Here is a 20,314-nt window from a genome sequence, read left to right as displayed (position 1 = left end):
ACACAGGATGACCGGATGATCTTCGCCCCGACGCTCAGCGCCGACGCCGAGCTTGCCAAAGCGCCCGACTATACCGCCTGGGCCAGGGCCGCGCAGGCGCATGACGCCAAATCGGGGATGCAGGCGTGGCGCGATGCCGACGACAGCCAGCATTTCGATTACAAGGCGATCCGCGCCCGGCTCGAAAAGCTCCGCAAGCTGTCAGCGGCGAACGACGTCAAGGGACTGTTGTTCGTGCTCAACGAGGGCATTCACGGCAATATCGACGGCATGGGGCACGAACGCCTCTATCAGAAGGCGCGCTTCGGGACGAAGAAGCTGATCGAGGCCTATATTGCCGAAGTCGTTGCGGCGCTCGACAGGATCGCTGCATCGCGCTCGATCCCGCGCGAGGAAAAGCGCGATTTCTTCCGCCGCGCGCAGCATTGCTACGGCCGTTCGGCGCTGCTGCTCTCGGGCTCGGGCAGCTTCCTCTTCTTCCACGTCGGCGTGGTCAAGGCGCTGTGGGACGAAGGCGTGCTGCCGAACATCCTCGCGGGGTCGAGCGGCGGGTCGATCGTCGCGGCGATCGTCTGCACGCGCAAGAATGCCGACGTCGGCCCCTTCCTTGAAAGCCGGCGGCTCGCCAATCCCGCGCGCGGCGAGGAACTGCGCCGCCTCGCCCCCGACGAGGTGCGCGGCCGCCTCGCCGACCTGATCCCCGACCTGACCTTTCAGGAGGCCTATGAGATTTCGGGCCGCCACCTCAACGTCTCGGTCGCCCCCGCCGAAAAGCATCAGAACGGCCGGCTGCTCAACGCGATCACCGCGCCCAATGTGCTGATCCGCGAGGCGGTGCTCGCCTCCTGCGCGGTGCCCGGCGTCTTTCCGCCGGTGATGCTGATGGCGCGCGACGAGGACGGCAACCGCGTTCCCTATCAGCCCGACCGGCGCTGGGTCGACGGGTCGGTAACGCACGACATCCCGACCAAGCGGCTCGAACGGCTGTACGGGGTCAACCATCATATCGTCAGCCAGGCCAATCCTCTGGCGCTGCCCTTCGCGACCGACACACGCAAGCAGATGGCGCCGCTCGAGGCCATCCAGCATGCGTCGATGGCGACCTTCAAGGCGTGGCTCAACGCGAACATGGTGATTTTTCAGAAGCCGCTCGAAATGGTGCCGCCGCTCAACAGCCTCGCGAACATGGCGCGCTCGGTGATCAATCAGGATTATACCGGCGACATCAACATCATCCGCCCGCCCAAATATTGGTCGCCGACGAAAATCCTCTCCGACCTCGCGCAGGAGGATATCGACGAGTTGATCGACACCGGCATGCGCACCGCCTGGCCGAAGGTCGAGATGGTGCGCACCCAGACCGCGATCAGCCGCGCGCTCGACGCGATTTTGGCGAAGATCGACAAGGCGGGCGACGACGGCCCCGGCCACCGCGCTTCGGCGCTGAAGCAGGCGGTGCGGTGAGCGCAGCCGCGGTGATGCTGCCGCCGGGCTCGGCCGGCGCGGGGGCGAAGCTGCACGTCACCCATTGGCTTCCCGAAGGGCCGCCGAAGGCGGTGGTGCTGCTCGCGCATGGCTATGCCGAACATGCCGGGCGCTATGCGCATGTCGCGAAGCGGCTGACCGATGCCGGCTATGCCGTTTACGCGGTCGATCATTGGGGGCACGGCCGGTCGGACGGCGAGGGCGGTTATGTGCCGCGCTTCTCGGCCTTCACCGACGGTATGGCCGAGCTGCTGACGCTGGTCGAGGCCAGTCATGCCGGCACGCCGCGCCTGCTTCTCGGACACAGCATGGGCGGGCTCATCGCGACGCTGTTCCTGATCGAGCGGCAGGATGCTTTCGTTGCCGCCGCGCTTTCGGGCCCCGCGATCGTCCCCGGCGCGCCGCCATCGCGCTTCACCGTCTGGATCAGCTGCTTCCTCTCGCGCTTCTTCCCGCGCCTCGGCGTGTTGGCGCTCGACGCGAACGGCGTCAGCCGCGACCCCGCGGTGGTCGCCGCCTACCTTGCCGACCCGCTCGTCTACACCGGCAAGATCGGCGCGCGGCTCGGCAAGGAGTTCATGGACGCGATGGCGGCCGCGCGGGCGGGCGCGCCGAAGATCACGCTCCCGATCCTGCTCCAGCACGGTGCCGTCGACAGCCTCGCCGCGCCCGAGGGCTCGCGCTATCTGTTCGATCATGTGTCGTCGCGGGACAAGGCGCTGAAAATCTATCCGGGCCTGTTCCACGAAATCTACAACGAGCCCGAGCGCGATGCGGTGCTCGATGACCTGATCGGCTGGTTCGACGCGCATGTCGCAGCTTGAAGCCAACCCCAATTCCGTTCGTGTCGAGCGAAGTCGAGACACCCATCGGTCTTGCGCTGTTCCGATGGGTGTCTCGACTTCGCTCGACACGAGTGGTTTGAGAGGGAAATCCTGCACGTGATGAAATTCCTCCTCACCCTCATCGCCGCCCCGCTGATCGCGCTCGCGATCCTTTATTTCGTCTTTCCCGGCCGGCTCGTCGCATTCGGCCGCTGGCTGCTCCGCAAGCGCGGCGGCACGGGGCAGAAGAGCGTCGTCGTCGACGGCCGCGCCTGGCCCTATCTGGAGGGCGGCGATCCCGCGAAGCCGACCCTGCTGCTCGTCCACGGCTTTTCGGGCGACAAGGATAATTGGTCCTTTCTCGCCCCCTATGTGACGCGCGACTATCATATCATCGCGCCCGATCTGCCGGGTTTCGGCGAAAATGAACGTAACCCCGACCTTGCCTACGACATCGCGGCGCAGACCGCGCGCCTCAAAGCCTTCGCCGATGCGCTCGGTCTCGTCCGGCCGCATATCGCGGGGAACAGCATGGGCGGCTGGATCGCGCTGCGCTATGCGATCGATTACCCCGATGCGCTCGCCAGTCTGATCCTGCTCGACAATGCCGGGGTCAACGGCGCCGACGAAAGCGAGCTTCAGAAGCTGGCCGCGAACGAGGATTATAATCCGCTCGTCCTCGCGGGGCTGGAGGATGCCGACCGGCTGGTGGCAATGGTCGTCCACAAGCCGCCGCACATCCCGTCGCGACTGAAGCCCGTGCTTTATGCCGACGCGCTCCAATATCGCGACCAGCTCGACGCGATCTTCTGGGTGATCGCGATCGAGGGGCGCGACCATCCGCTCAACGACCGGCTCGGCGAGGTCAAGGTGCCGACGCTGATCCTGTGGGGGCGCCACGACAAGCTGCTCGATGTGAGCTGCGTTCCGGTGCTCGAAGCGGGGATCGCGGGCAGCCGTTCGCATATCTTCGAGCATATGGGTCATGTCCCGATGATCGAGGACCCGAAGGCGACCGCGGAAGCGATGAAGGATTTTCTGATCAATCTTCCTAAATCGCCGTCACCCCGGACTTGATCCGGGGTCCCGCTTTTTTCTGCAACGTGGAAAGCGGGATGCCGGATCAAGTCCGGCATGACGAAAGGACGTGAAGCGTTGCTTGCCAACCCTCCCGTCCCGCGCCACTCTCCGCCGAAACAGCGGGAGAGACGCATGCGCCTGAAAGTGGGCCTGCTCGGCGGGGGGAGTTGGGGGACGACGGTCGCGTCGGTGGTGTCGCGCAACGCGCCGATCACGCTCTGGGCGCGCGATGCCGAAACGGTCGGGAGCATCAATGCCGATCATGAGAACCGCAAATATCTGCCCGGCGTGAAGCTGCCGGCGGTGCTCCGGGCGACGAACGACATGGCTGAGGTCGTCGCGGGTGCCGACGTGCTGGTGATGGGGGTGCCCTCGCACAGTTTTCGCGGCGTGCTCGAGGAAGCGCGCAATCACCTTCGCCCGTGGGTGCCGGTGATCAGCCTTACCAAGGGACTCGAGCTTTCTTCGGGCAAGCGGATGACCGAGCTGATCGAGGAGATATTGCCCGGCCACCCCGTCGGCGTGCTCACCGGGCCGAACCTCGCGCGCGAGATCATGACGGGCCAGGCGGCGGCGAGCGTGCTGTCGATGGAGGACGAAATCGTCGTCCGCGCGCTCCAGCCGGTGTTCCATTCGGGGCTGTTCCGCGTCTACACCAACACCGACCTGCTCGGCTGCGAACTTGGCGGGGTGCTCAAGAACATCATCGCGATCGCGGTCGGCATGGGCGACGGGCTCGGCGCCGGCGACAATACGCGCGCCGGACTGATGACGCGCGGGCTCGCCGAGATCACGCGCCTCGGCGTCGCGATGGGCGGGCGGCCCGAAACCTTCGCGGGGCTGACCGGCATGGGCGACCTGATCGCGACCTGCACCAGCCCCTTGTCGCGCAACCGCCATGTCGGGGTCGAACTCGGCAAGGGACGGCATATCGACGAGATCATTGCGGGCATGAACATGGTTGCGGAGGGGGTGAAGAGCGCGCCGACGGTGATGGCGCTCGCGCGGCATCACGGGGTCGACATGCCGATCGCGCGCGACGTGTTCGACGTGACGCAGGGCAAGCGGGATGCGCGCGAAGTGTTCCGCGGTTTGCTGAAATCGAGCGTCGGCGACGAGGCGCATCCGGGGTAGGGCGCCGATTCACCGTCAGCCGTGCGGAATCATCGTCGAGCCGGGAAGAAAAGGCCTCGCTCCTTCGTTCTTTTCCCGACCACAGGGTCCACCAGGAGAAGAACGATGAAAAAATGGACGATTTTTGTAGCGCTTGCGGCTCTCCCCGCCAGCGCCGCGATGGCCGCGATCCCCTATGGCGCGATGCCGCCGGGGTTCGATCGCCCCGAAATCCGCACGGCGCCGATCGCCGGCGTCTACAACCAATATTGGTATAATTACAAAGCCGACATCCTCGAGGCCGAGAAGGAACTCGTCAGCGACCTTCGCCATGCCACCGACCGCGAAGACCGCTGGGACGCGTGGGACGAATGGTCGAACGAGGTCGTCGACGCCGACAAGGATTACACCAAGGAAATGCGCAAGAAGGGCTATCGCGTCGGCCGCGTGACGGTGGGCGGCTGATTAGCCGGAACAGGAGAGGGCGGACACCTTAAGCGTCTCGCCTTCTTCACCCTCGTTCCAAATTCCCGTCATTCCCGCGAAAGCGGGAATCCAGCTTTCCTTCGTGCCTTCGTGCGAGATTTATTGGACTCGCACGATGGCACGAAGGAAAGGAAATGGAATTTTTCCGTGTGTCCCCGCGAAGGCGGGGACCCATCTCCGGCCGGTTCAAAATGGCACGGGCGGGTGATGGGCTCCCGCCTTCGCGGGAGCACACGGCTATTGAAGCGAGGTCAGATGCCACCCTCGGCCAGCAGCGCCTTCGCCTCATCGCCCTGCCAGTCGATCGCGCCGATGACGCGCCACAGCTCTTTCCCGTCGGCGCCATAGAAGATGCTCGTCGGCAGCGCCCCGGCGGCCGCGTCGAGCAGCTTGTTCTCGGGGTCGAGATAGGGTTGCAGCGCCTTCAGGCCCGCCTTCTGGAACCAGGGATCGACGACCGCCGCGCCCTGCAGGTCCTGTGCGACGGCGATCACTGTCATCGCCTTCCCCTGCCTGGCGGCGAGCGCGCCGAGGGTCGGCATCTCGGCGACGCAGGGCGCGCACCAGGTTGCCCAGAGATTGACGAGCAGCGGTTTGCCCCTGAACGCCGCGAGCGTCACCGGCGCGTCGTCGGGGCCTTTGAATGCTGCCGTGGGCGCCGCCTTGCCCGCCTGGCTGCGGTCGACGACATGCTGAAAGGTCTCGACCCCGCGCGCATCCTTCGCTTCACCGCCCGAAATATTTGCTTGCGCGCCTGCCGCTTGCTCCCCGTCGGCCTTTTCCCTATCGCAGCCCGCGATCGTCGATCCGGCCAGCATCAGCGGCAGGATCATCAGCCTGATGTTTGGAATTCGGAAAATGGCGGATACTCCGGACAGTAACAGCATGTGGGGCGGCCGCTTCGGTGGCGGACCCGCGGCGATCATGCAAGAGATTAACGCCTCGATCCCCGTCGACAAGCGCCTGTGGGAAGAGGATATCACCGCCAGCCGCGCGCACGCGGCGATGCTCGGCGCCGCCGGGATCATCAGCGTCGGCGACGCTGTCCTGATCGACAGCGGTCTGACCCAGATCGCCGGCGAATTCAGGGCGAAAGGCGTTCCGGTCGATCTCGCGCTCGAAGACATCCACATGACCGTCGAATCGCGGTTGAAGCAGTTGATCGGTGACGCCGCAGGGCGGCTCCACACTGCGCGCTCGCGCAACGATCAGGTGGCGACCGATTTCCGCCTGTGGGTCCGCACCGCGTGCGAACGCATCGACGGCGGGCTGAAGGCGATCCAGACCGCGCTGCTCGCGCGCGCCGACGAGCATGCGGGCAGCATCATGCCTGGCTTCACCCATCTGCAAGTCGCGCAGCCGGTGACGCTCGGTCATCATCTGCTCGCCTATGTCGAGATGTTCCGCCGCGACCGCAGCCGCTTCGCCGACGCCCGCGCGCGCCTCAACGAATCGCCGCTCGGCGCCGCGGCGCTCGCGGGCACGGGCTTCCCGGTCGACCGCCACGCAACCGCAGAGGCGCTCGGCTTCGACCGCCCGATGGCGAACAGCATCGACGCCGTGTCCGACCGCGATTTCGCGCTCGAATTTTGCGCCGCTGCGTCGATCGCCGCGATTCATTTGTCGCGCCTTGCCGAGGAAATCGTGATCTGGGCGAGTCAGCCCTTCGGCTTCGTCAGCCTGCCCGACGCCTGGTCGACCGGCAGCTCGATCATGCCGCAAAAGCGCAACCCCGACGCCGCCGAGCTGGTGCGCGGGCGCGCGGGCCTGCTGCTCGGCGCGTTCCAGCGGCTCAGCGTGATCGTGAAGGGCCTGCCGCTCACTTATTCGAAGGATCTGCAGGACGACAAGGAAACAGTGTTCGGCGCCTTCGACGCGCTCACGCTGTCGCTGGCCGCGATGACCGGGATGGTCGAGACATTGGCCTTCCGCACCGACCGGATGCGCGCGCTCGCCGCCTCGGGCTATTCGACCGCGACCGACCTCGCCGACTGGCTGGTGCGCGAGGCAGGGGTGCCGTTCCGTGAGGCGCACCACATCGTCGGCGCCTGCGTGAAACGATCCGAGGAGCTCGGCGTTGAATTGTCGGCGCTGCCCGCCGAAGACGCCGCGGCGATCCACGCCGCGGTGACTCCCGACGCGCTCGCCGCGCTGACCGTCGAAGCGTCGGTCGCCAGCCGCCGCAGCTATGGCGGGACGGCGCCCGACCGGGTAAGGGAAGCGGTCGCCGCCGCGCGCGGCGCGCTGGAAGGAAGCGATTGATGGCGACGCGCCGCATCTTTATCGTCACGACATGCGCCGCCGCCGCGCTGCTCGGCGCGTGCGGCGCGAAAGAAGATCTGAAGCCCGCGGCGAACCAGCCCGCCCCGACGATTCCCGTCGGTGCGACGCGCGCCCCGACCACGGAGGAGCTCACGACGCCTGACGCGCAGGCCAAGCCCGCGCGCAGCGACGAACTTCTCAAACGGTCCGAAAAACGCGAACCCGACGATTTCGACCTGCCGCCTCCGGGCTGACCACTGAGCCTTCCCTTTTTTCCGTTTGTGCTGAGCTTGTCGAAGCACCGTTCTTGCTTGAACGATGGAGAGAAGGACGGCCCTTCGACAAGCTCAGGGCGAACGGATCATAGAGACTAGGATCTGACCGTGGACCATTTTGAATACCGTGACGGCGTCCTCCACGCCGAAGACATTCCCCTGCCGCGCATCGCCGAGGAAATCGGCACCCCCGTCTATGTCTATTCGCGCGCGACGCTCGAACGCCATGCGCAGGTGTTCCGCGACGCGCTGAAGGATGTGCCGAAGAAGCACATCGCCTTCGCGATCAAGTGCAACCCCAATCTCGGCGTGCTGCGCGTTCTCGCGCGGCAGGGCTATGGCGCCGATGTCGTGTCGGGCGGCGAGCTCGAACGCGCGCTCGCCTCGGGCATGGCGCCTGAGGACATCGTCTTCTCCGGGGTCGGCAAGACCCGCGCCGAGCTGGCGCAGGGCCTCGATCGCGGCATCGGCCAGTTCAATATCGAGCATGAGCCCGAAGGCGTCGCGCTCGCCGAGATCGCGCTGGCCAAGGAGATGACCGCGCCCGCGGTGCTGCGCGTCAATCCCGACGTCGATGCGGGAACGCACGCCAAGATCTCGACGGGCAAGGCCGAGAACAAGTTCGGCGTCGGGATCGACGTCGCCCCCGAGATATTCGGGCGCCTTGCCGCGCTGCCGGGGCTTCAGATGCGCGGCATCGCGCTCCATATCGGCAGCCAGCTCACCAGCCTTGCACCGCTCGAAGCGGCCTTCGAGCGCGTCGGCCGGCTCGTCGCCGATCTGCGCGCCGCTGGGCACAGCATCACCCATGTCGATTTGGGCGGCGGCCTCGGCGTGCCCTACAGGCCCGACGACAATCCCCCGTCGCCCGCCGACTATGGCGCGATGGTCGCGCGCGTGACGAAGGATTGGGACGTCACCCTGATGTTCGAGCCCGGCCGCGTGATCGCGGGCAACACCGGCGTGCTCCTGACCGAAGTGCTGTGGGTCAAGCCCGGCGCGACGAATCCCTTCGTGATCGTCGACGCCGCGATGAACGACCTCGCGCGCCCGGCGCTCTACGATGCGTATCACGACTTCGTCGCGGTGCGGCCGACCGGCGAAAAGATGACCGCGTCGATCGTCGGCCCGGTGTGCGAGACCGGCGACACCTTCGCGCGCGACCGCGTGATCGACAAGGTGGAGTCGGGCGACCTCGCGGTGTTCCGCACCGCCGGCGCCTATGGCGCGACGATGGCCTCGACCTACAACAGCCGCAGCCTCGTCCCCGAGGTGCTCGTCGATGGCGACCGTTCCATCATCGTTGCAGACCGCATCGCGGCGGGGACGATCATGGCCGCCGAACGCGTGCCCGACTGGATCGATTGACCAAATCCTCCCCGGCACGGGGAGGGGGACCATGCGAAGCATGGTGGAGGGGCACGCGCGGCTTTCCTTGTCGCCGAGAGGAAGCATCATGGCGCAACCTGCCCCTCCACCACCCTTCGGGTGGTCCCCCTCCCCCGTTGGGGGAGGATTTGCTATAGGTTTCTCATGCACCAGCTCCCCATCTTCCTGAATCTCACCGGCCGCACCGTCGTGCTGGTGGGGGAGGGGGAGGCGGCCGCCGCCAAGGCGCGGCTGATCGCGCGCGCCGGCGGACGGATCGTCCCCGCATGGGAGGAAGGCGCGAGCCTCGCCTTCGTCGCGCTCGACGAAGGCGCCGAAGCGGTCGCGGCCGATCTTCGCGCCCGCGGGCTGCTGGTCAATGTCGTCGACCGCCCGGACCTTTGCGATTTCACCACCCCCGCGATCGTCGACCGCGCGCCGGTCACCATCGCGATCGGCACCGGCGGCGCTTCGGCGGGGCTCGCCAAGGCGATTCGCCAGCGCATCGAGGCGTTGCTCCCCGCGCGCCTCGGCGCGCTCGCGGCCGCGCTCCACGCCGCGCGCGGCGCGATGAAGGCGCGCTGGCCCGCTGCCGCTGACCGCCGCCGCAGGATCGACGCCGCGCTCGCGCCGGGCGGCGCGCTCGATCCGCTGGACGGTGACGCTGCGGACAAATTGGCCGACTGGCTCGCGGGCGATGCCGCCGTCCAGCCGTCGCGCCTCGAAACGATCCGTCTCACCGGCGCCGATCCCGACGATCTTACCCTGCGCGCCGCGCGCCTGTTGGGGGAGGCCGATCATGTCTTCCATCCCGCCGACATCCCCGCCGCGATCCTCGACCGTGCCCGCGCCGACGCGGTGCGCCATGTCGCCGATGCGCCGCCGGCTGAGCCACCACCGGGCCTGTCGCTCTGGCTGTCCTCCTGAAAAGATTCACCGCGTCTCCGCGTGAACCAAAATCTCTGCGCAAAGGTCGTCCCGCTGACGGCAGGCCGCCATCCTTGCCGCTCGCCCGCCGCCCCCGATTACGATAAGTTAACTGGGCGCGGCTCGGCATCGCCCATAGCTCTTGTGCCGGCGGTTTTCCGCCGCTCAAGCACAGGAGGATGCATGTTGCCTGCCATCGATATCGATGCTGTTCCGCTGCTCGACACCGCGGTCGGGCTGTTCGGCACTTTCGCGGGGGAAAGCGTCAGCTCGGGGCCTTCGGTCTTCGAGATCGCCGTTACCGTCGCCATGATCATCTACAGCTGAATGTTCCGGGCGGGCAGCCGAAACCGCTGTCCGCCCCCCAACCGGCAATTCATCCCATGACGGCTGCCGTTTCGCGCCATGATCATTTTCCCCGCCGCGACCGCCCGCGCCGTGAGCGCATCCGCCGCGCGGCATCGCATCTCGATGCGCGCTGGCGGGACGAGGACGGGGCGCCCGGCGGGCTGCGCGCGGCGATGGCGGCGGTCGCGGCCGAGCCTCCAGCCGTCGCGCTTGCCGCGCTCATGCCCTGGCTGGCCGAGCCCGGCTGGCTCGCCCGCCGGCTGGACGAAGCGGCCGCGCTGCTCGCTGCCGATCCCTTCGCCGTCCCGCCGCTACCCCCGGTCGGGGGCGGCGAGGGGGCTGGCGGCCTGCTCCTCGCGGAGCATGGATCGATTCAGCTGACGCTCCGCATCCAGCGGTTCGAGTGGCGCGGGGAGGCGCCGGCGATCGCGCGCTTCGTTCCGGGCGCCGCGGCTGTCCGCTTTCTCGCCACGGGCGGCGCATCGATCCAACGGCATTGTGTCGCAGTCAGCGCGGCCGAAGAGGCGGGCGTCTTCACCGCCGCGGCCGCGGCCCCTTGCCGGAGCGAGACGGCGCGCTCGCTCGTGACGGACGAATGTCTGATATTCGACACGGCGCGCGAGAGTTTCACGCTCGCCGATGCCACCGGCGATATAATGTTCCTCGAACTCGCCGTGCAGCCGCCGTTGCCGCTGCCGGTGCGCGCCTATGATGTGGCGAGCGGCCGCCTCGTCCACTTGTCCTCGTCGCGCCGCGACGCCAGCTTCCGGCAGATGGGGCTCGCCCTGCTGCGCGCGTTCGGCCGCCGCGACGCCGCGCCCCTGTTCGCCGCGGAGATCGAAGCCGGCGATTTCGCGGCGCGATGGGCGGCGATGCGCGAGCTGATCGCGCTCGATCCGGCCGCGGCGCTGCCGCATCTCGGCCGCATGGCGGCATCGGACGCCCATCCCGAAATCCGCCGCGCCGCCGCCGCGACGCTGGCGCTCTATTCACCCCCGCCCGCAGGCGGGAAGAGAGCAGGAGTCTCCCATGCCCCGCCCGATCGATCCTCCCGCCGCGCCCGAATATGACCTTGCCGAGGTTGCCGCGCGGCTCGACGAGAGCGGTGTCGATCTGGCGGACGAAGCCAGTCTCGCTCGCTGCGCCCGGCTTCTCGCCGGTCTGGCGCGCAATCGGGGCTTTCTCGCCGACCGCATCATCGCCGAACTCAAGGCAAGCTACGCCGATCAACTCGCGGCGAACCGCTATTCGGCGCAGGTCTTCCTTCTCCACCGCAGCCCGCGCGGCTTTTTCCTCCGCGCCAACCTGTGGCCTGCCGCGACGGACGCCGTCTATGCCGCGAGCGGCGCCGCCGCCTTCGCCTACGGCGTGCCGCACGACCATAATTTCTCGTTTCTGACCGCCGGCTATTGGGGTCCGGGCTATGTCAGCGACTATTACGACTATGACGCCGAGCGGGTCGACGGCCGTCTCGGCGAGCCGCTGGACCTGACCTTCGTCGAGCGCAGTGCGTTGAGCGAAGGCCGGATGATGCTCTATCGCGCCCACCGCGACATCCACAGCCAGCTCCCGCCCGAGCGCCTGTCGGTCAGTCTTAACATCATGGACGAGGGCGAGCATGTTCCGTGGCGCGATCAATATGTCGTCGATTTGGAGCATGGCACGATTGCAAAGCGCCCGACGCTGACCCCCGCCGAAATGCTGCTCCGCTGCGCCGTCCATCTGACCGACAACGGCAAGGACATCGCCGAACAGTTCGCGCGGACGCACCCGGTCCCGCGGGTGCGGGCGAATGCGATCGCGGCGCTGGCGGCGGTCGAGGAAGGGGCTGGAAGGGCGACGGTGCTCGAGCGGGGGCTGTGCGATGCGGACGCGCGGGTGCGCGATGATTGCGAACGGTGGCTGGCGATTTAGCGCCGTGATCGGCCATGGTTCGATGTTCGCCGCAAGCTTCAGAACTTCTTGAGATATCCGTCAGGACTTCAACGCCTCTCCCCCCTATCCGGCAGTCAGGATGTGAGGGGATGACGAATGGCGAATATCGAAACGAGAAACCGGCGCTTTTGCAAGATCGCGCTGCACGGCGAGGTCGTTCCGCATACAGCGAACCGTGGCCGCCTTGTCTCGCTGTTCCTGACCGCAGCCATGCTTGCCGGATGCGGTTCGCAATCGACCCGCGCCAGCGACAATGTCGATGCGGCGACAACGGCGAGCGGCGCGGCCGCGAATATCGCGACCGCGGCCGCCGCTGCGCCGGCCTCTACGGCTCTGCCGCCGGCTGCCGCTGCGGCATGGGAAAGCTTCGCGCGCGGCCAGTGCCGCGATCAAGGCGAGCGTTTCGGTGCCGTGCGCTTTGCGCCGCTCGCGGGGCACGCAGAATCCGTCGAACTTGTGGAACGGCTTTTTGCGGGCGGCAAGGGCGGGTTCGTGTCCGCCGATTTCAATGCCGACGGCAAACCCGATTTCGTCGTCACCACGCCGGCACATGGCTGCGTCGCCAGCGGTCCCGCTTATGGCGATCAGGGGCCGCCGGTGGATTTCATCGTTTCCACGGCTGGCGGCTACAAGGCTTTCGACGGCTTCATGGGCTGGATTGCCCCCGCCATGATCGTGCGTCGCGGCGACCGGGACGTGCTCGACCTGCCCGGCGGCTTCAATGGTCGGTGCGGCATCGTCACCAAAGTGACGTGGGGTTGGACCGGGGGCGCCATCGATGTTGTCGAACGGCGCAATGATCACGGCCAGCTCGTGGATCGGGAAGGATGCGCGCAGCCCGCTGCGGGCGGCGGCGCAACCGCCTCGCCCATCGAAGCGGGATTTTATTCTTCCCCCGCCACCTATGGCGACTGCGCCGAAGCGATTCGACAGCAATTTTTTTATTATTGGGATGGATTGCACATCGAAGCTTTGGGCGGCAACCGTTACCGCATAACTTTCCGCGGAATCGAAGAGGCGAAAGTTGTTTTCAATGAACAAATCGTCACGGTGAACAGCCGCACCAGTGTCACCGATGAATATGGTGCCCGCTGGACTCATTGTCCGGCGTCGCAGGTTTCCCGATCCGCCCGCCAAGAGCTGGAGTTGGAATGATCGGCGGTTCGCGGTTGCGCCGGGAACGGGCGTCACTCGTCTGCTGACAGCGCCGCAAACCCCTGCTAACGCGCCGCGCATGACCACGCCTTTGTCCCATATCCGCAATTTTTCGATCATCGCGCACATCGATCACGGCAAGTCGACGCTTGCCGACCGGCTGATCCAGTTCACGGGCGGGCTCACCGCTCGCGAGATGTCGGCGCAGGTTCTCGATAATATGGATATCGAGAAAGAGCGCGGAATCACCATCAAGGCGCAGACGGTGCGCCTGAAATACACCGCGAAGGACGGCGAGACCTACGAGCTCAACCTGATGGACACGCCCGGCCACGTCGACTTCGCCTATGAAGTGTCGCGGTCGCTCGCGGCGTGCGAGGGCGCGCTGCTCGTCGTCGATGCGGCGCAGGGGGTCGAGGCGCAGACGCTCGCCAACGTCTATCAGTCGATCGAGCATGATCATGAGATCGTGCCGGTGATCAACAAGATCGACCTTCCCGCCGCCGACGTCGACAAGGTGAAGGCCGAGATCGAGGACATCATCGGCCTGCCCGCCGACGACGCGGTGCTCGCCAGCGCCAAATCGGGGATCGGCATCGAGGAAGCGCTCGAGGCGATCGTCGCGAAGATTCCGCCGCCGAAGGGCGATGCGTCGGCGCCGCTCGTCGCGATGCTCGTCGACAGCTGGTACGATCCCTATCTGGGCGTCGTGATCCTGGTCCGCGTCGTCGACGGGGTGCTCAGGAAGGGCCAGCAGATCAAGTTCATGCAGGCGGGCACCACCCACCTGATCGACCGCGTCGGCTGCTTCACGCCGAAGCGCGAGGAACTGACCGAGATCGGCCCCGGCGAGATCGGTTTCATCACTGCGCAGATCAAGGACGTCGCGCAGGCGCGCGTCGGCGATACGGTGACCGATGCCAAGAAGCCCGCGGCGGCGCCGCTCGCGGGGTTCAAGGAAGTCCAGCCGGTCGTCTTCTGCGGCCTGTTCCCGACCGACGCCAACGACTTCGAGAAATTGCGCGAGAGCATCCAGAAGCTCCGTCTCAACGACGCGTCGTTCAGTTTCGAGATGGAGACGAGCGCGGCACTCGGTTTCGGCTTCCGCTGCGGCTTCCTCGGCCTGTTGCATCTGGAGATCATCCAGGAGCGGCTGACCCGCGAATATGACCTCGATCTGATCACCACCGCGCCGTCGGTGGTCTACAAGCTCAAGCTCACCCGGTCGAAGGACGGCGGTCCGACCGAGATGGAACTCCACAACCCCGCCGACATGCCCGACCCGAACCGGATCGAGGAGATCGAGGAGCCGTGGATCGAGGCGGTGATCTATGTCCCCGACGAATATCTCGGTGCGATTCTCAAGCTCTGCCAGGATCGCCGCGGCGTGCAGAAGAACCTCACCTATGTCGGCGGCCGCGCGCAGATCACCTATGAATTGCCGCTCAACGAAGTGGTGTTCGACTTCTATGACCGGCTGAAGAGCATCAGCCGCGGTTATGCCTCGTTCGACTATCACCAGATAGGGCATCGCCCCGGCGACCTCGTCAAGATGAGCATTCTCGTCAACAACGAGCCGGTCGATGCGCTGTCGATGATCGTTCATCGCGGCAGCGCCGAAGCCCGCGGTCGCGGGATGTGCGAGCGGCTCAAGGATCTGATCCCGCGCCACATGTTCAAGATTCCGATTCAGGCGGCGATCGGCGGCAAGGTGATCGCCCGCGAAACCATCGCCGCGCTTCGCAAGGATGTGACCGCCAAATGCTACGGCGGCGACGCGACCCGCAAGAAGAAGCTCCTCGAAAAGCAGAAAGAGGGCAAGAAGCGGATGCGCGAATATGGCAACGTCAACATTCCGCAGGAGGCGTTCATCGCCGCGCTCAGGATGGGCGACGACGCCTGATCGCCGGGCGGCGGGTTGTTTTCCCGTCGCCCGCCTACATTTCGATGACGATCTTCACCTTCGATGGGCTGGTGCCCGCAGCCTGAGCGATCTCGGAGCGCATCCGTGCCACCATCGCACCCAGATTCGCGCGGCTGGGCGAGGCTTCACCCAGAAGCTCGGCGATCGGCGCGCCGAGCAGCGCAGCCAGCGCCTGCAGCCGCGCCGCTTTGGGCCGCGAACGATTCTGTTCCCAATAGCAGACCGAAGCCTCGGTCACGCCGAGCTGTTGCGCGAGATCGGACTGGGTCCAGCACCGCGCCTTGCGGAGCCGCGAGAGCTTTTCGCCGAACGTCTCGAAAACCGGACTGACATTATCCCCGGCGAGACCCGCTTCGCCCGCGGGCACGGCTTCGACGGGCGTGATACCCGGCGTCGAAGGAGAAAGAGAGAAATTGCGCACGACCCGTTACCTTCATTAACCTAGATTAATTTTTCACCTAACGCCATTTAACGCCTTAAGTTCCCTTGCTCTTTCAACTTTTCCCATTGTCGGCTGCGTTGCGATTGCCAGCGGCGTGCCGCGCCATTAGCCTGTGGGAACCGGAGGAGGTGAGCGCGATGATCGAGGCACCGGCACGACCGATCGACCACATCGTCGTGCACAGCGCGCTCAACGACGGAACCCGCGTGTCGCTGCGCTGCATCACCCCCGCCGACGAAGAACGGCTTCGCACGGGGATCGCCACACTGTCCGCCGAATCGCGCTATCTGCGCTTCTTCTCGCCCGCCCCGACGCTCCCCGATGCGGTGATCAAGCGGCTCGTCAATGTCGATGGGCACGACCATATCGGCTGGGGCGCAATCTGCACCGATTGCGACGATTGGCCGGCGATCGGGGCGGTGCATGCGGTGCGCTATGCCGACGGACCCGCGGGCGAATTCTCGATTGCAGTGCTCGATGCCTTCCAGGGCAAGGGCCTCGCGCGGATGATGACGGCCGCGCTGCTGATCCAGTGCCTTGCCGAGGATCTGCTGACGCTCGAAATCCATATGCTGTCGGAGAATGCAGCGGCACGCCGGCTGGTGAAATCGCTTGGCGCGGTGTGGACATCCGAAAGCGCGGGGGTTGCCGAATATGCGCTCGGGGTCGCGGACGGGATCGCGTCGCTGCGCGCCGACCCCGACGCACCGGGGGTCGAGGACGTGTTCCATGCGCTGACGCGGTTGTGACCGGGAAAGCTTCGGCGGACGCAAAATGGAAAAGGCGCCGGAGTTCTGCTCCGGCGCCTTTCGCCTTATCGTCCGTTCGGGACGCGTTTATTTGGTTTGCGGCTCGGGAGCCGGGGTCGTGGTGTCGGCGGGCGGCGGGGTGACGCCTTTGTCGATCGCATCGGCCTTGGCTTCGCCGGCGTCCTCGACCGCGTCGGCTTTCGCTTCGGTCGCTTCCTTGGCCGGGCCTTCGGGCATGGCGTCGGCCTGCGCGTCGATGGCGTCCGACTGAGCCTCGGCCTGATCCTCGACCTGATCGGCCTGCTTGCTCTGGCAGGCGCCGAGCGCGAGCGCCGAAGCGGCGGTGAGGGCAATGATCGTCTTGCGCATATCGAATCTTCTCCAAAGTTGACTCCGGGGCTTAACGCCGGGTGAACGCCAGAGTTGCAAAGAAATTTTCAAATCTCTGGAATCGAACGGATTTCAGGCAAAAAAAGAGGGCGCCCGAAGCGCCCTCTTCCTACCATGTCGCACGGGATCGCGATCAGAAGCGCTGCTGGCGCTCGTAGAGATCGCGATAGTGCTGGATGCGGGTGACGCGCAGGCCCGGCATACCGCTGCGGTCGATCGACCGCTGCCAACCGGCGAACTCTTCGAGCGTCAGGCCATAGCGTTCGCACACTTCATCGACGGTCAGCAGACCGCCGTTGACCGCGGCCACGACCTCTGCCTTGCGGCGAACGACCCAGCGGGTGGTGTTCGCCGGCGGCAGCGTGTCGAGCGTCAGCGGTTCGCCGAGCGGACCGATGACCTGAGCGGGCCGGATTTTCTGATTCTCGATCATGTTCATTCCATATTGTCTTCGTCGTGGGGGATCGGCGAGGCCGACAACCAGGGTGCTACATGCAAGGGGTTCAACATCGACTGAAACCCTCTGGTAAACGGGCTGTTCACAGTTTCGGTCAGGACGTTCGCTCCATCGGACAGGTCGAGGAAACGAACGGGCCGCGCCGCCATTTGTTCCGTCGCGGCGGGCGCGGCGGCCAGAAAATGGCTGAGGGCGTTAACGCGTGCCGCGTGGCGTTCGCGACTCGCCCGCGCGCGCAGCATGCGAACCGTCGGCGAGGCCGCCTGGCGTGCCGTGGACACCGCGAGCAATATGTCGAATCCCGGCTCCGACAGGCGGGCCGCGCCGGCAAGCTGTGGCAGATCGGACGGGTCGACGTTCATTCCATCCGTCTAGCGGAGAGGGGCTAAGGTCCAGTAAATGCCCATTTCATGGCTTGTTAGCGAAGCTTAACCCCCGTCAATATCTTGACGCTTGCGGCGGAAAAGCTGGCATTTCGGGTGATCCATCCCTAGATGGCGCGAGCGATGATCGAGACGATTTCTCCCCCCGCCGGCGCTGTTCGCGCCGACTTTCAGCTCGCCGAACCGCTGAAGGACCGGCGAGTCGTCGTCGCAATGTCGGGCGGCGTCGATTCGAGCGTGGTCGCCGCGCTCGCCGCGCGGTCGGGCGCCGAGGTGATCGGCGTGACCCTTCAACTCTACGACCATGGCGCCAAGGCGAAGCGCGTCGGCGCCTGCTGCGCGGGCCAGGATATCCGCGATGCACGCGCGGTCGCCGACCGGCTGGGTTTCGCGCACCATGTCCACGACCATGAAAGCCGGTTCCGCGACACGGTGATCGATCAGTTCGTCGACGAATATCTGAACGGCCGGACGCCGATCCCGTGCGTGCGCTGCAACATGGGGGTGAAGTTCACCGACCTGTTCCAGCTCGCGAAGGATTTGGGCGCCGACTGCCTCGCGACCGGCCATTATGTCCGCCGCGTGATGGGGCCCGCGGGCGCCGAACTTCACCGCGCGGTCGATCCGGCGCGCGACCAGAGCTATTTCCTCTTCGCGACGACGCAGGAACAGCTCGACTTTCTGCGTTTCCCGCTCGGCGGGCTCGAAAAAAGCGTGGTGCGCGAGATTGCGCGCGACCTTGGCCTGGGCGTCGCGGGCAAGCCCGACAGCCAGGACATCTGCTTCGTTCCTGATGGCGATTATGCGACTTTGGTCCGCAAGCTGCGCCCCGAGGCCGACGACCAGGGCGAGATCGTCCATGTTGACGGCCGCATCCTCGGCGCGCATCGCGGCCTGATTCATTATACCGTCGGCCAGCGGCGCGGGATCGAGATCGGCGGACAGGCCGAGCCGCTCTATGTCGTCCGCCTCGATGCCGCGACGAAGCGGGTCATCGTCGGACCACGGCGCGCGCTTGCCGTGTCGGGAGCGCGGCTCGGCGAAACGAACTGGCTGGGCGCGGCCGAAGCGCGGCCGGTGCTTGCCAAGGTGCGCAGCATGGCAAAGCCGGTGCCCGCGCGCATTGAAGGCGACCGGCTGGTCTTCGCCTCCCCCGAATATGGCGTCGCGCCGGGACAGGCGGCGGTGCTCTATGATGCCGCCGACGAAAGCCGCGTGCTCGGCGGTGGCTGGATCGAAGAAAGCTTTCCCGCGGAATAGATTGCACTTTCCCTCCCGATGCCGCAGCCTGCGTGCAAAAGGGGAGACGAGTCATGGTCAACTGGGTCTTGCGCGGCGCCGTTCTGCTGTGGGCGCTGTTCTTTGCGATCGTCGGGCTGCGCGGGATATTCGATCCGGCGAGCTTCACCGAATTGTTCGGCATCGTCGTCGAAGGCGCGGCCGCCAATACGGTGCGCGCCGACCTGTCGGCCTTTTTCCTCGTCGCGGCAGGCGGCGCGGCGGTGGGCGCGCTGATGCCCGGCTGGTCGCGCGCGCTACTGGTACCTGCCGCGCTCTATGGCACCGCGCTGGTCGGCCGGCTGATCGGGGCCGGCAGCGGCGATCTCGTCAACGCCGGGATCGTCCAGGCGATGATCATCGAGGCGCTGTCGACCGGGCTGATGGTCGCAAGCTGGTGGATGCTGTCGCGGCCTGCACCGGTCGTGGCCGGGGCGTCCGCCGATACGGTGCATTGAAGCGGGCGTTGTCCGCCAACTTGTCTTTTTAACCATTATGTGAGTAACTGGCGCTGGGTCGCTTCTGTTTCCTTTGTGGTGGAGGGGGAGCGTATGGCAGCCGAGGACAAGCGCGGCGGCGACAGACGGGGGACGGACCGGCGGGTCGCCGACGACCCCGATTATAAAGGGCCGGAACGCCGCAAGGGCGACCGGCGTTCGGGCAAGGAGCGCCGCGAATCCGACAGGTCGTAGCGCGGCGGCCGGCCCCTGGCTGGAGATGAATCCGTGACCGATCTGCCGCGCCTTTCGATCGACATCGTCTCCGACGTGATGTGCCCCTGGTGCATCGTCGGCTGGCTGAAGTTCGAGAAGGTGATGGCGCATTTCGCGGGGCGGCTGGACTTTCGCGTCCAGTGGCACCCCTTCGAGCTCAACCGCGACATGCCGGCCGAAGGCGAAGATGCCGCAAGCCATGTTATGCGCAAATATGGCATCAGCGCGGAGCAGAGCCGCGCGAACAGCGGCAGGATGGCGGCGATCGCGGCCGACCTGGGCTTCACCTTCAACCGCGGACCCGGTTTCCGGATGCGCAACAGCTTCGACGCGCACCGCCTGCTGAGCTGGGCGGGGGCGTTCGAGGACCCCGAGCAGATCGCGGCGACGGGCGTACAGACCGCGCTCAAGCTGGCGCTGTTCCGCGCCCATTTCACCGACAATCGCGATGTGAGCGATCCCGCGGTGCTCGCCGATATCGCGGCGTCGGTGGGGCTCGACCAGGGCCGCGCGGCGGCTCTGCTCGCCGGTGACGATTATGGCGAGATAGTGCGCACCGAGGAGGCCTATTGGGCCGACCGGAACGTGACGGGGGTTCCGGCCTTCATTCTGGGCGGGCGGATGCTCGTCCCCGGCGCGCAGGATCCCGAGGTCTTCATTCGCGTGATCGAAACCAAGGTGCTGGCAGCCGCAGCCTGAAGGAACGGCAGCCCGGCTCCG

General features: G+C 66.3%; 24 protein-coding genes. 19 read left to right on the top strand and 5 right to left on the bottom strand.

Annotation, left to right across the window (positions count from 1 at the left end; translation table 11 throughout):
- Positions 1–15 precede the first annotated feature (15 nt).
- The 5 genes from ACVENA_RS15140 (at position 16) to ACVENA_RS15120 (ending at position 4,967) form a co-directional block, all read left to right on the top strand.
- Positions 16–1,464 carry a DUF3336 domain-containing protein gene (locus ACVENA_RS15140; protein ID WP_449326027.1) on the top strand — a complete coding sequence of 483 codons (1,449 nt, stop codon included), beginning with the start codon at positions 16–18 and terminating at the stop codon, positions 1,462–1,464.
- On the top strand, positions 1,461–2,309 hold the full coding sequence (locus tag ACVENA_RS15135; RefSeq protein ID WP_449326026.1) for an alpha/beta hydrolase: 849 nt from the start codon (positions 1,461–1,463) through the stop codon (positions 2,307–2,309). The genes ACVENA_RS15140 and ACVENA_RS15135 overlap by 4 nt, the downstream gene beginning before the upstream one ends.
- 120 nt (positions 2,310–2,429) lie before the next feature.
- Positions 2,430–3,386, top strand: coding sequence for an alpha/beta fold hydrolase (locus ACVENA_RS15130; RefSeq protein WP_449328949.1), 957 nt, complete (start codon positions 2,430–2,432; stop codon positions 3,384–3,386).
- A 135-nt stretch (positions 3,387–3,521) separates the two neighbouring features.
- Positions 3,522–4,523 carry an NAD(P)H-dependent glycerol-3-phosphate dehydrogenase gene (locus ACVENA_RS15125; RefSeq protein WP_449326025.1) on the top strand — a complete coding sequence of 334 codons (1,002 nt, stop codon included), beginning with the start codon at positions 3,522–3,524 and terminating at the stop codon, positions 4,521–4,523.
- Positions 4,524–4,628: 105 nt separating this feature from the next.
- Positions 4,629–4,967: a hypothetical protein gene (locus ACVENA_RS15120; protein ID WP_257544438.1), complete on the top strand. Its 339-nt coding sequence runs from the start codon at positions 4,629–4,631 to the stop codon at positions 4,965–4,967.
- Positions 4,968–5,239: 272 nt separating this feature from the next.
- Here ACVENA_RS15120 and ACVENA_RS15115 read toward each other — a convergent pair whose 3' ends face one another.
- Complete coding sequence (locus ACVENA_RS15115) at positions 5,240–5,821, bottom strand: TlpA family protein disulfide reductase (RefSeq protein ID WP_449326024.1); 582 nt, start codon at positions 5,819–5,821, stop codon at positions 5,240–5,242.
- Between the two features lie 52 nt (positions 5,822–5,873).
- Here ACVENA_RS15115 and argH point away from each other — a divergent pair, with 52 nt between their 5' ends.
- The 9 genes from argH to lepA all read left to right on the top strand — a co-directional run bounded on the left by argH (position 5,874) and on the right by lepA (position 15,161).
- On the top strand, positions 5,874–7,250 hold the full coding sequence (argH, locus tag ACVENA_RS15110; protein WP_449328948.1) for an argininosuccinate lyase: 1,377 nt from the start codon (positions 5,874–5,876) through the stop codon (positions 7,248–7,250).
- The gene (locus ACVENA_RS15105) at positions 7,250–7,504 is read left to right on the top strand and encodes a hypothetical protein (RefSeq protein WP_257544433.1); all 255 of its coding nucleotides are present in this window, start codon (positions 7,250–7,252) and stop codon (positions 7,502–7,504) included. The genes argH and ACVENA_RS15105 overlap by 1 nt, the downstream gene beginning before the upstream one ends.
- Before the next feature lie 129 nt (positions 7,505–7,633).
- Complete coding sequence (gene lysA / locus ACVENA_RS15100; protein ID WP_449326023.1) at positions 7,634–8,893, top strand: diaminopimelate decarboxylase; 1,260 nt, start codon at positions 7,634–7,636, stop codon at positions 8,891–8,893.
- Between the two features lie 165 nt (positions 8,894–9,058).
- On the top strand, positions 9,059–9,820 hold the full coding sequence (locus tag ACVENA_RS15095) for an NAD(P)-dependent oxidoreductase (RefSeq protein ID WP_449326022.1): 762 nt from the start codon (positions 9,059–9,061) through the stop codon (positions 9,818–9,820).
- 183 nt (positions 9,821–10,003) lie between these two features.
- Positions 10,004–10,147: a hypothetical protein gene (locus ACVENA_RS15090; protein ID WP_257544426.1), complete on the top strand. Its 144-nt coding sequence runs from the start codon at positions 10,004–10,006 to the stop codon at positions 10,145–10,147.
- 56 nt (positions 10,148–10,203) lie between these two features.
- Entirely contained in the window at positions 10,204–11,238 is a 1,035-nt protein-coding gene (locus tag ACVENA_RS15085; RefSeq protein ID WP_449326021.1) for a hypothetical protein, read from the top strand.
- Entirely contained in the window at positions 11,198–12,082 is an 885-nt protein-coding gene (locus tag ACVENA_RS15080) for a transposase (RefSeq protein ID WP_449326020.1), read from the top strand. Before ACVENA_RS15085 ends, ACVENA_RS15080 begins: the two co-directional genes overlap by 41 nt.
- Positions 12,083–12,199: 117 nt before the next feature.
- Positions 12,200–13,258, top strand: coding sequence for a hypothetical protein (locus tag ACVENA_RS15075; RefSeq protein ID WP_449326019.1), 1,059 nt, complete (start codon positions 12,200–12,202; stop codon positions 13,256–13,258).
- A 79-nt stretch (positions 13,259–13,337) separates the two neighbouring features.
- Positions 13,338–15,161, top strand: a complete 1,824-nt coding sequence (lepA, locus tag ACVENA_RS15070; protein ID WP_257544415.1) for a translation elongation factor 4 — start codon at positions 13,338–13,340, stop codon at positions 15,159–15,161.
- A 34-nt stretch (positions 15,162–15,195) separates the two neighbouring features.
- Here lepA and ACVENA_RS15065 read toward each other — a convergent pair whose 3' ends face one another.
- Positions 15,196–15,603: a helix-turn-helix transcriptional regulator gene (locus tag ACVENA_RS15065; protein WP_257544413.1), complete on the bottom strand. Its 408-nt coding sequence runs from the start codon at positions 15,601–15,603 to the stop codon at positions 15,196–15,198.
- A 158-nt stretch (positions 15,604–15,761) separates the two neighbouring features.
- Here ACVENA_RS15065 and ACVENA_RS15060 point away from each other — a divergent pair, with 158 nt between their 5' ends.
- Entirely contained in the window at positions 15,762–16,373 is a 612-nt protein-coding gene (locus ACVENA_RS15060) for a GNAT family N-acetyltransferase (protein WP_329626935.1), read from the top strand.
- An 87-nt stretch (positions 16,374–16,460) separates the two neighbouring features.
- On the opposite strand, the gene ACVENA_RS15055 is transcribed toward ACVENA_RS15060, so the two are convergent.
- The 3 genes from ACVENA_RS15055 to ACVENA_RS15045 all read right to left on the bottom strand — a co-directional run bounded on the left by ACVENA_RS15055 (position 16,461) and on the right by ACVENA_RS15045 (position 17,582).
- Positions 16,461–16,742 (bottom strand): hypothetical protein, encoded by a 282-nt coding sequence (locus ACVENA_RS15055; RefSeq protein ID WP_449326018.1) that lies wholly within the window; start codon positions 16,740–16,742, stop codon positions 16,461–16,463.
- A gap of 154 nt (positions 16,743–16,896) precedes the next feature.
- The gene (sciP, locus tag ACVENA_RS15050) at positions 16,897–17,196 is read right to left on the bottom strand and encodes a CtrA inhibitor SciP (RefSeq protein WP_242770829.1); all 300 of its coding nucleotides are present in this window, start codon (positions 17,194–17,196) and stop codon (positions 16,897–16,899) included.
- 2 nt (positions 17,197–17,198) lie between these two features.
- Positions 17,199–17,582 carry a hypothetical protein gene (locus tag ACVENA_RS15045; RefSeq protein WP_257544404.1) on the bottom strand — a complete coding sequence of 128 codons (384 nt, stop codon included), beginning with the start codon at positions 17,580–17,582 and terminating at the stop codon, positions 17,199–17,201.
- Between the two features lie 144 nt (positions 17,583–17,726).
- Between ACVENA_RS15045 and mnmA the strand changes: the two genes are divergently transcribed.
- The 4 genes from mnmA to ACVENA_RS15025 all read left to right on the top strand — a co-directional run bounded on the left by mnmA (position 17,727) and on the right by ACVENA_RS15025 (position 20,293).
- Complete coding sequence (gene mnmA / locus ACVENA_RS15040; RefSeq protein ID WP_449326017.1) at positions 17,727–18,863, top strand: tRNA 2-thiouridine(34) synthase MnmA; 1,137 nt, start codon at positions 17,727–17,729, stop codon at positions 18,861–18,863.
- 53 nt (positions 18,864–18,916) lie between these two features.
- Positions 18,917–19,339: a hypothetical protein gene (locus ACVENA_RS15035; protein WP_449326016.1), complete on the top strand. Its 423-nt coding sequence runs from the start codon at positions 18,917–18,919 to the stop codon at positions 19,337–19,339.
- A gap of 93 nt (positions 19,340–19,432) precedes the next feature.
- Complete coding sequence (locus tag ACVENA_RS15030; RefSeq protein WP_257544398.1) at positions 19,433–19,573, top strand: hypothetical protein; 141 nt, start codon at positions 19,433–19,435, stop codon at positions 19,571–19,573.
- A gap of 33 nt (positions 19,574–19,606) precedes the next feature.
- The gene (locus ACVENA_RS15025; protein ID WP_449326015.1) at positions 19,607–20,293 is read left to right on the top strand and encodes a DsbA family oxidoreductase; all 687 of its coding nucleotides are present in this window, start codon (positions 19,607–19,609) and stop codon (positions 20,291–20,293) included.
- Positions 20,294–20,314: the final 21 nt, after the last annotated feature.

Source organism: Sphingopyxis sp. 550A, assembly GCF_053569535.1.
Note: the sequence above shows the minus strand (reverse complement) of the source record. Positions and strands in the feature narration are given on the sequence as shown.

Bases quoted from the DNA above. Each gene is read 5' to 3' on its own strand.
- ACVENA_RS15140 (WP_449326027.1), top strand. From the start codon at position 16: ATGATCTTCGCCCCGACGCTCAGCGCCGACGCCGAGCTTGCCAAAGCG.
- ACVENA_RS15130 (WP_449328949.1), top strand. From the start codon at position 2,430: ATGAAATTCCTCCTCACCCTCATCGCCGCCCCGCTGATCGCGCTCGCG.
- ACVENA_RS15125 (WP_449326025.1), top strand. From the start codon at position 3,522: ATGCGCCTGAAAGTGGGCCTGCTCGGCGGGGGGAGTTGGGGGACGACG.
- ACVENA_RS15120 (WP_257544438.1), top strand. From the start codon at position 4,629: ATGAAAAAATGGACGATTTTTGTAGCGCTTGCGGCTCTCCCCGCCAGC.
- ACVENA_RS15115 (WP_449326024.1), bottom strand. From the start codon at position 5,821: ATGATCCTGCCGCTGATGCTGGCCGGATCGACGATCGCGGGCTGCGAT.
- argH (WP_449328948.1), top strand. From the start codon at position 5,874: ATGTGGGGCGGCCGCTTCGGTGGCGGACCCGCGGCGATCATGCAAGAG.
- ACVENA_RS15105 (WP_257544433.1), top strand. From the start codon at position 7,250: ATGGCGACGCGCCGCATCTTTATCGTCACGACATGCGCCGCCGCCGCG.
- ACVENA_RS15095 (WP_449326022.1), top strand. From the start codon at position 9,059: ATGCACCAGCTCCCCATCTTCCTGAATCTCACCGGCCGCACCGTCGTG.
- ACVENA_RS15090 (WP_257544426.1), top strand. From the start codon at position 10,004: ATGTTGCCTGCCATCGATATCGATGCTGTTCCGCTGCTCGACACCGCG.
- ACVENA_RS15085 (WP_449326021.1), top strand. From the start codon at position 10,204: ATGACGGCTGCCGTTTCGCGCCATGATCATTTTCCCCGCCGCGACCGC.
- ACVENA_RS15080 (WP_449326020.1), top strand. From the start codon at position 11,198: ATGCCCCGCCCGATCGATCCTCCCGCCGCGCCCGAATATGACCTTGCC.
- ACVENA_RS15075 (WP_449326019.1), top strand. From the start codon at position 12,200: ATGGCGAATATCGAAACGAGAAACCGGCGCTTTTGCAAGATCGCGCTG.
- lepA (WP_257544415.1), top strand. From the start codon at position 13,338: ATGACCACGCCTTTGTCCCATATCCGCAATTTTTCGATCATCGCGCAC.
- ACVENA_RS15060 (WP_329626935.1), top strand. From the start codon at position 15,762: ATGATCGAGGCACCGGCACGACCGATCGACCACATCGTCGTGCACAGC.
- ACVENA_RS15055 (WP_449326018.1), bottom strand. From the start codon at position 16,742: ATGCGCAAGACGATCATTGCCCTCACCGCCGCTTCGGCGCTCGCGCTC.
- sciP (WP_242770829.1), bottom strand. From the start codon at position 17,196: ATGATCGAGAATCAGAAAATCCGGCCCGCTCAGGTCATCGGTCCGCTC.
- ACVENA_RS15045 (WP_257544404.1), bottom strand. From the start codon at position 17,582: ATGAACGTCGACCCGTCCGATCTGCCACAGCTTGCCGGCGCGGCCCGC.
- mnmA (WP_449326017.1), top strand. From the start codon at position 17,727: ATGATCGAGACGATTTCTCCCCCCGCCGGCGCTGTTCGCGCCGACTTT.
- ACVENA_RS15035 (WP_449326016.1), top strand. From the start codon at position 18,917: ATGGTCAACTGGGTCTTGCGCGGCGCCGTTCTGCTGTGGGCGCTGTTC.
- ACVENA_RS15030 (WP_257544398.1), top strand. From the start codon at position 19,433: ATGGCAGCCGAGGACAAGCGCGGCGGCGACAGACGGGGGACGGACCGG.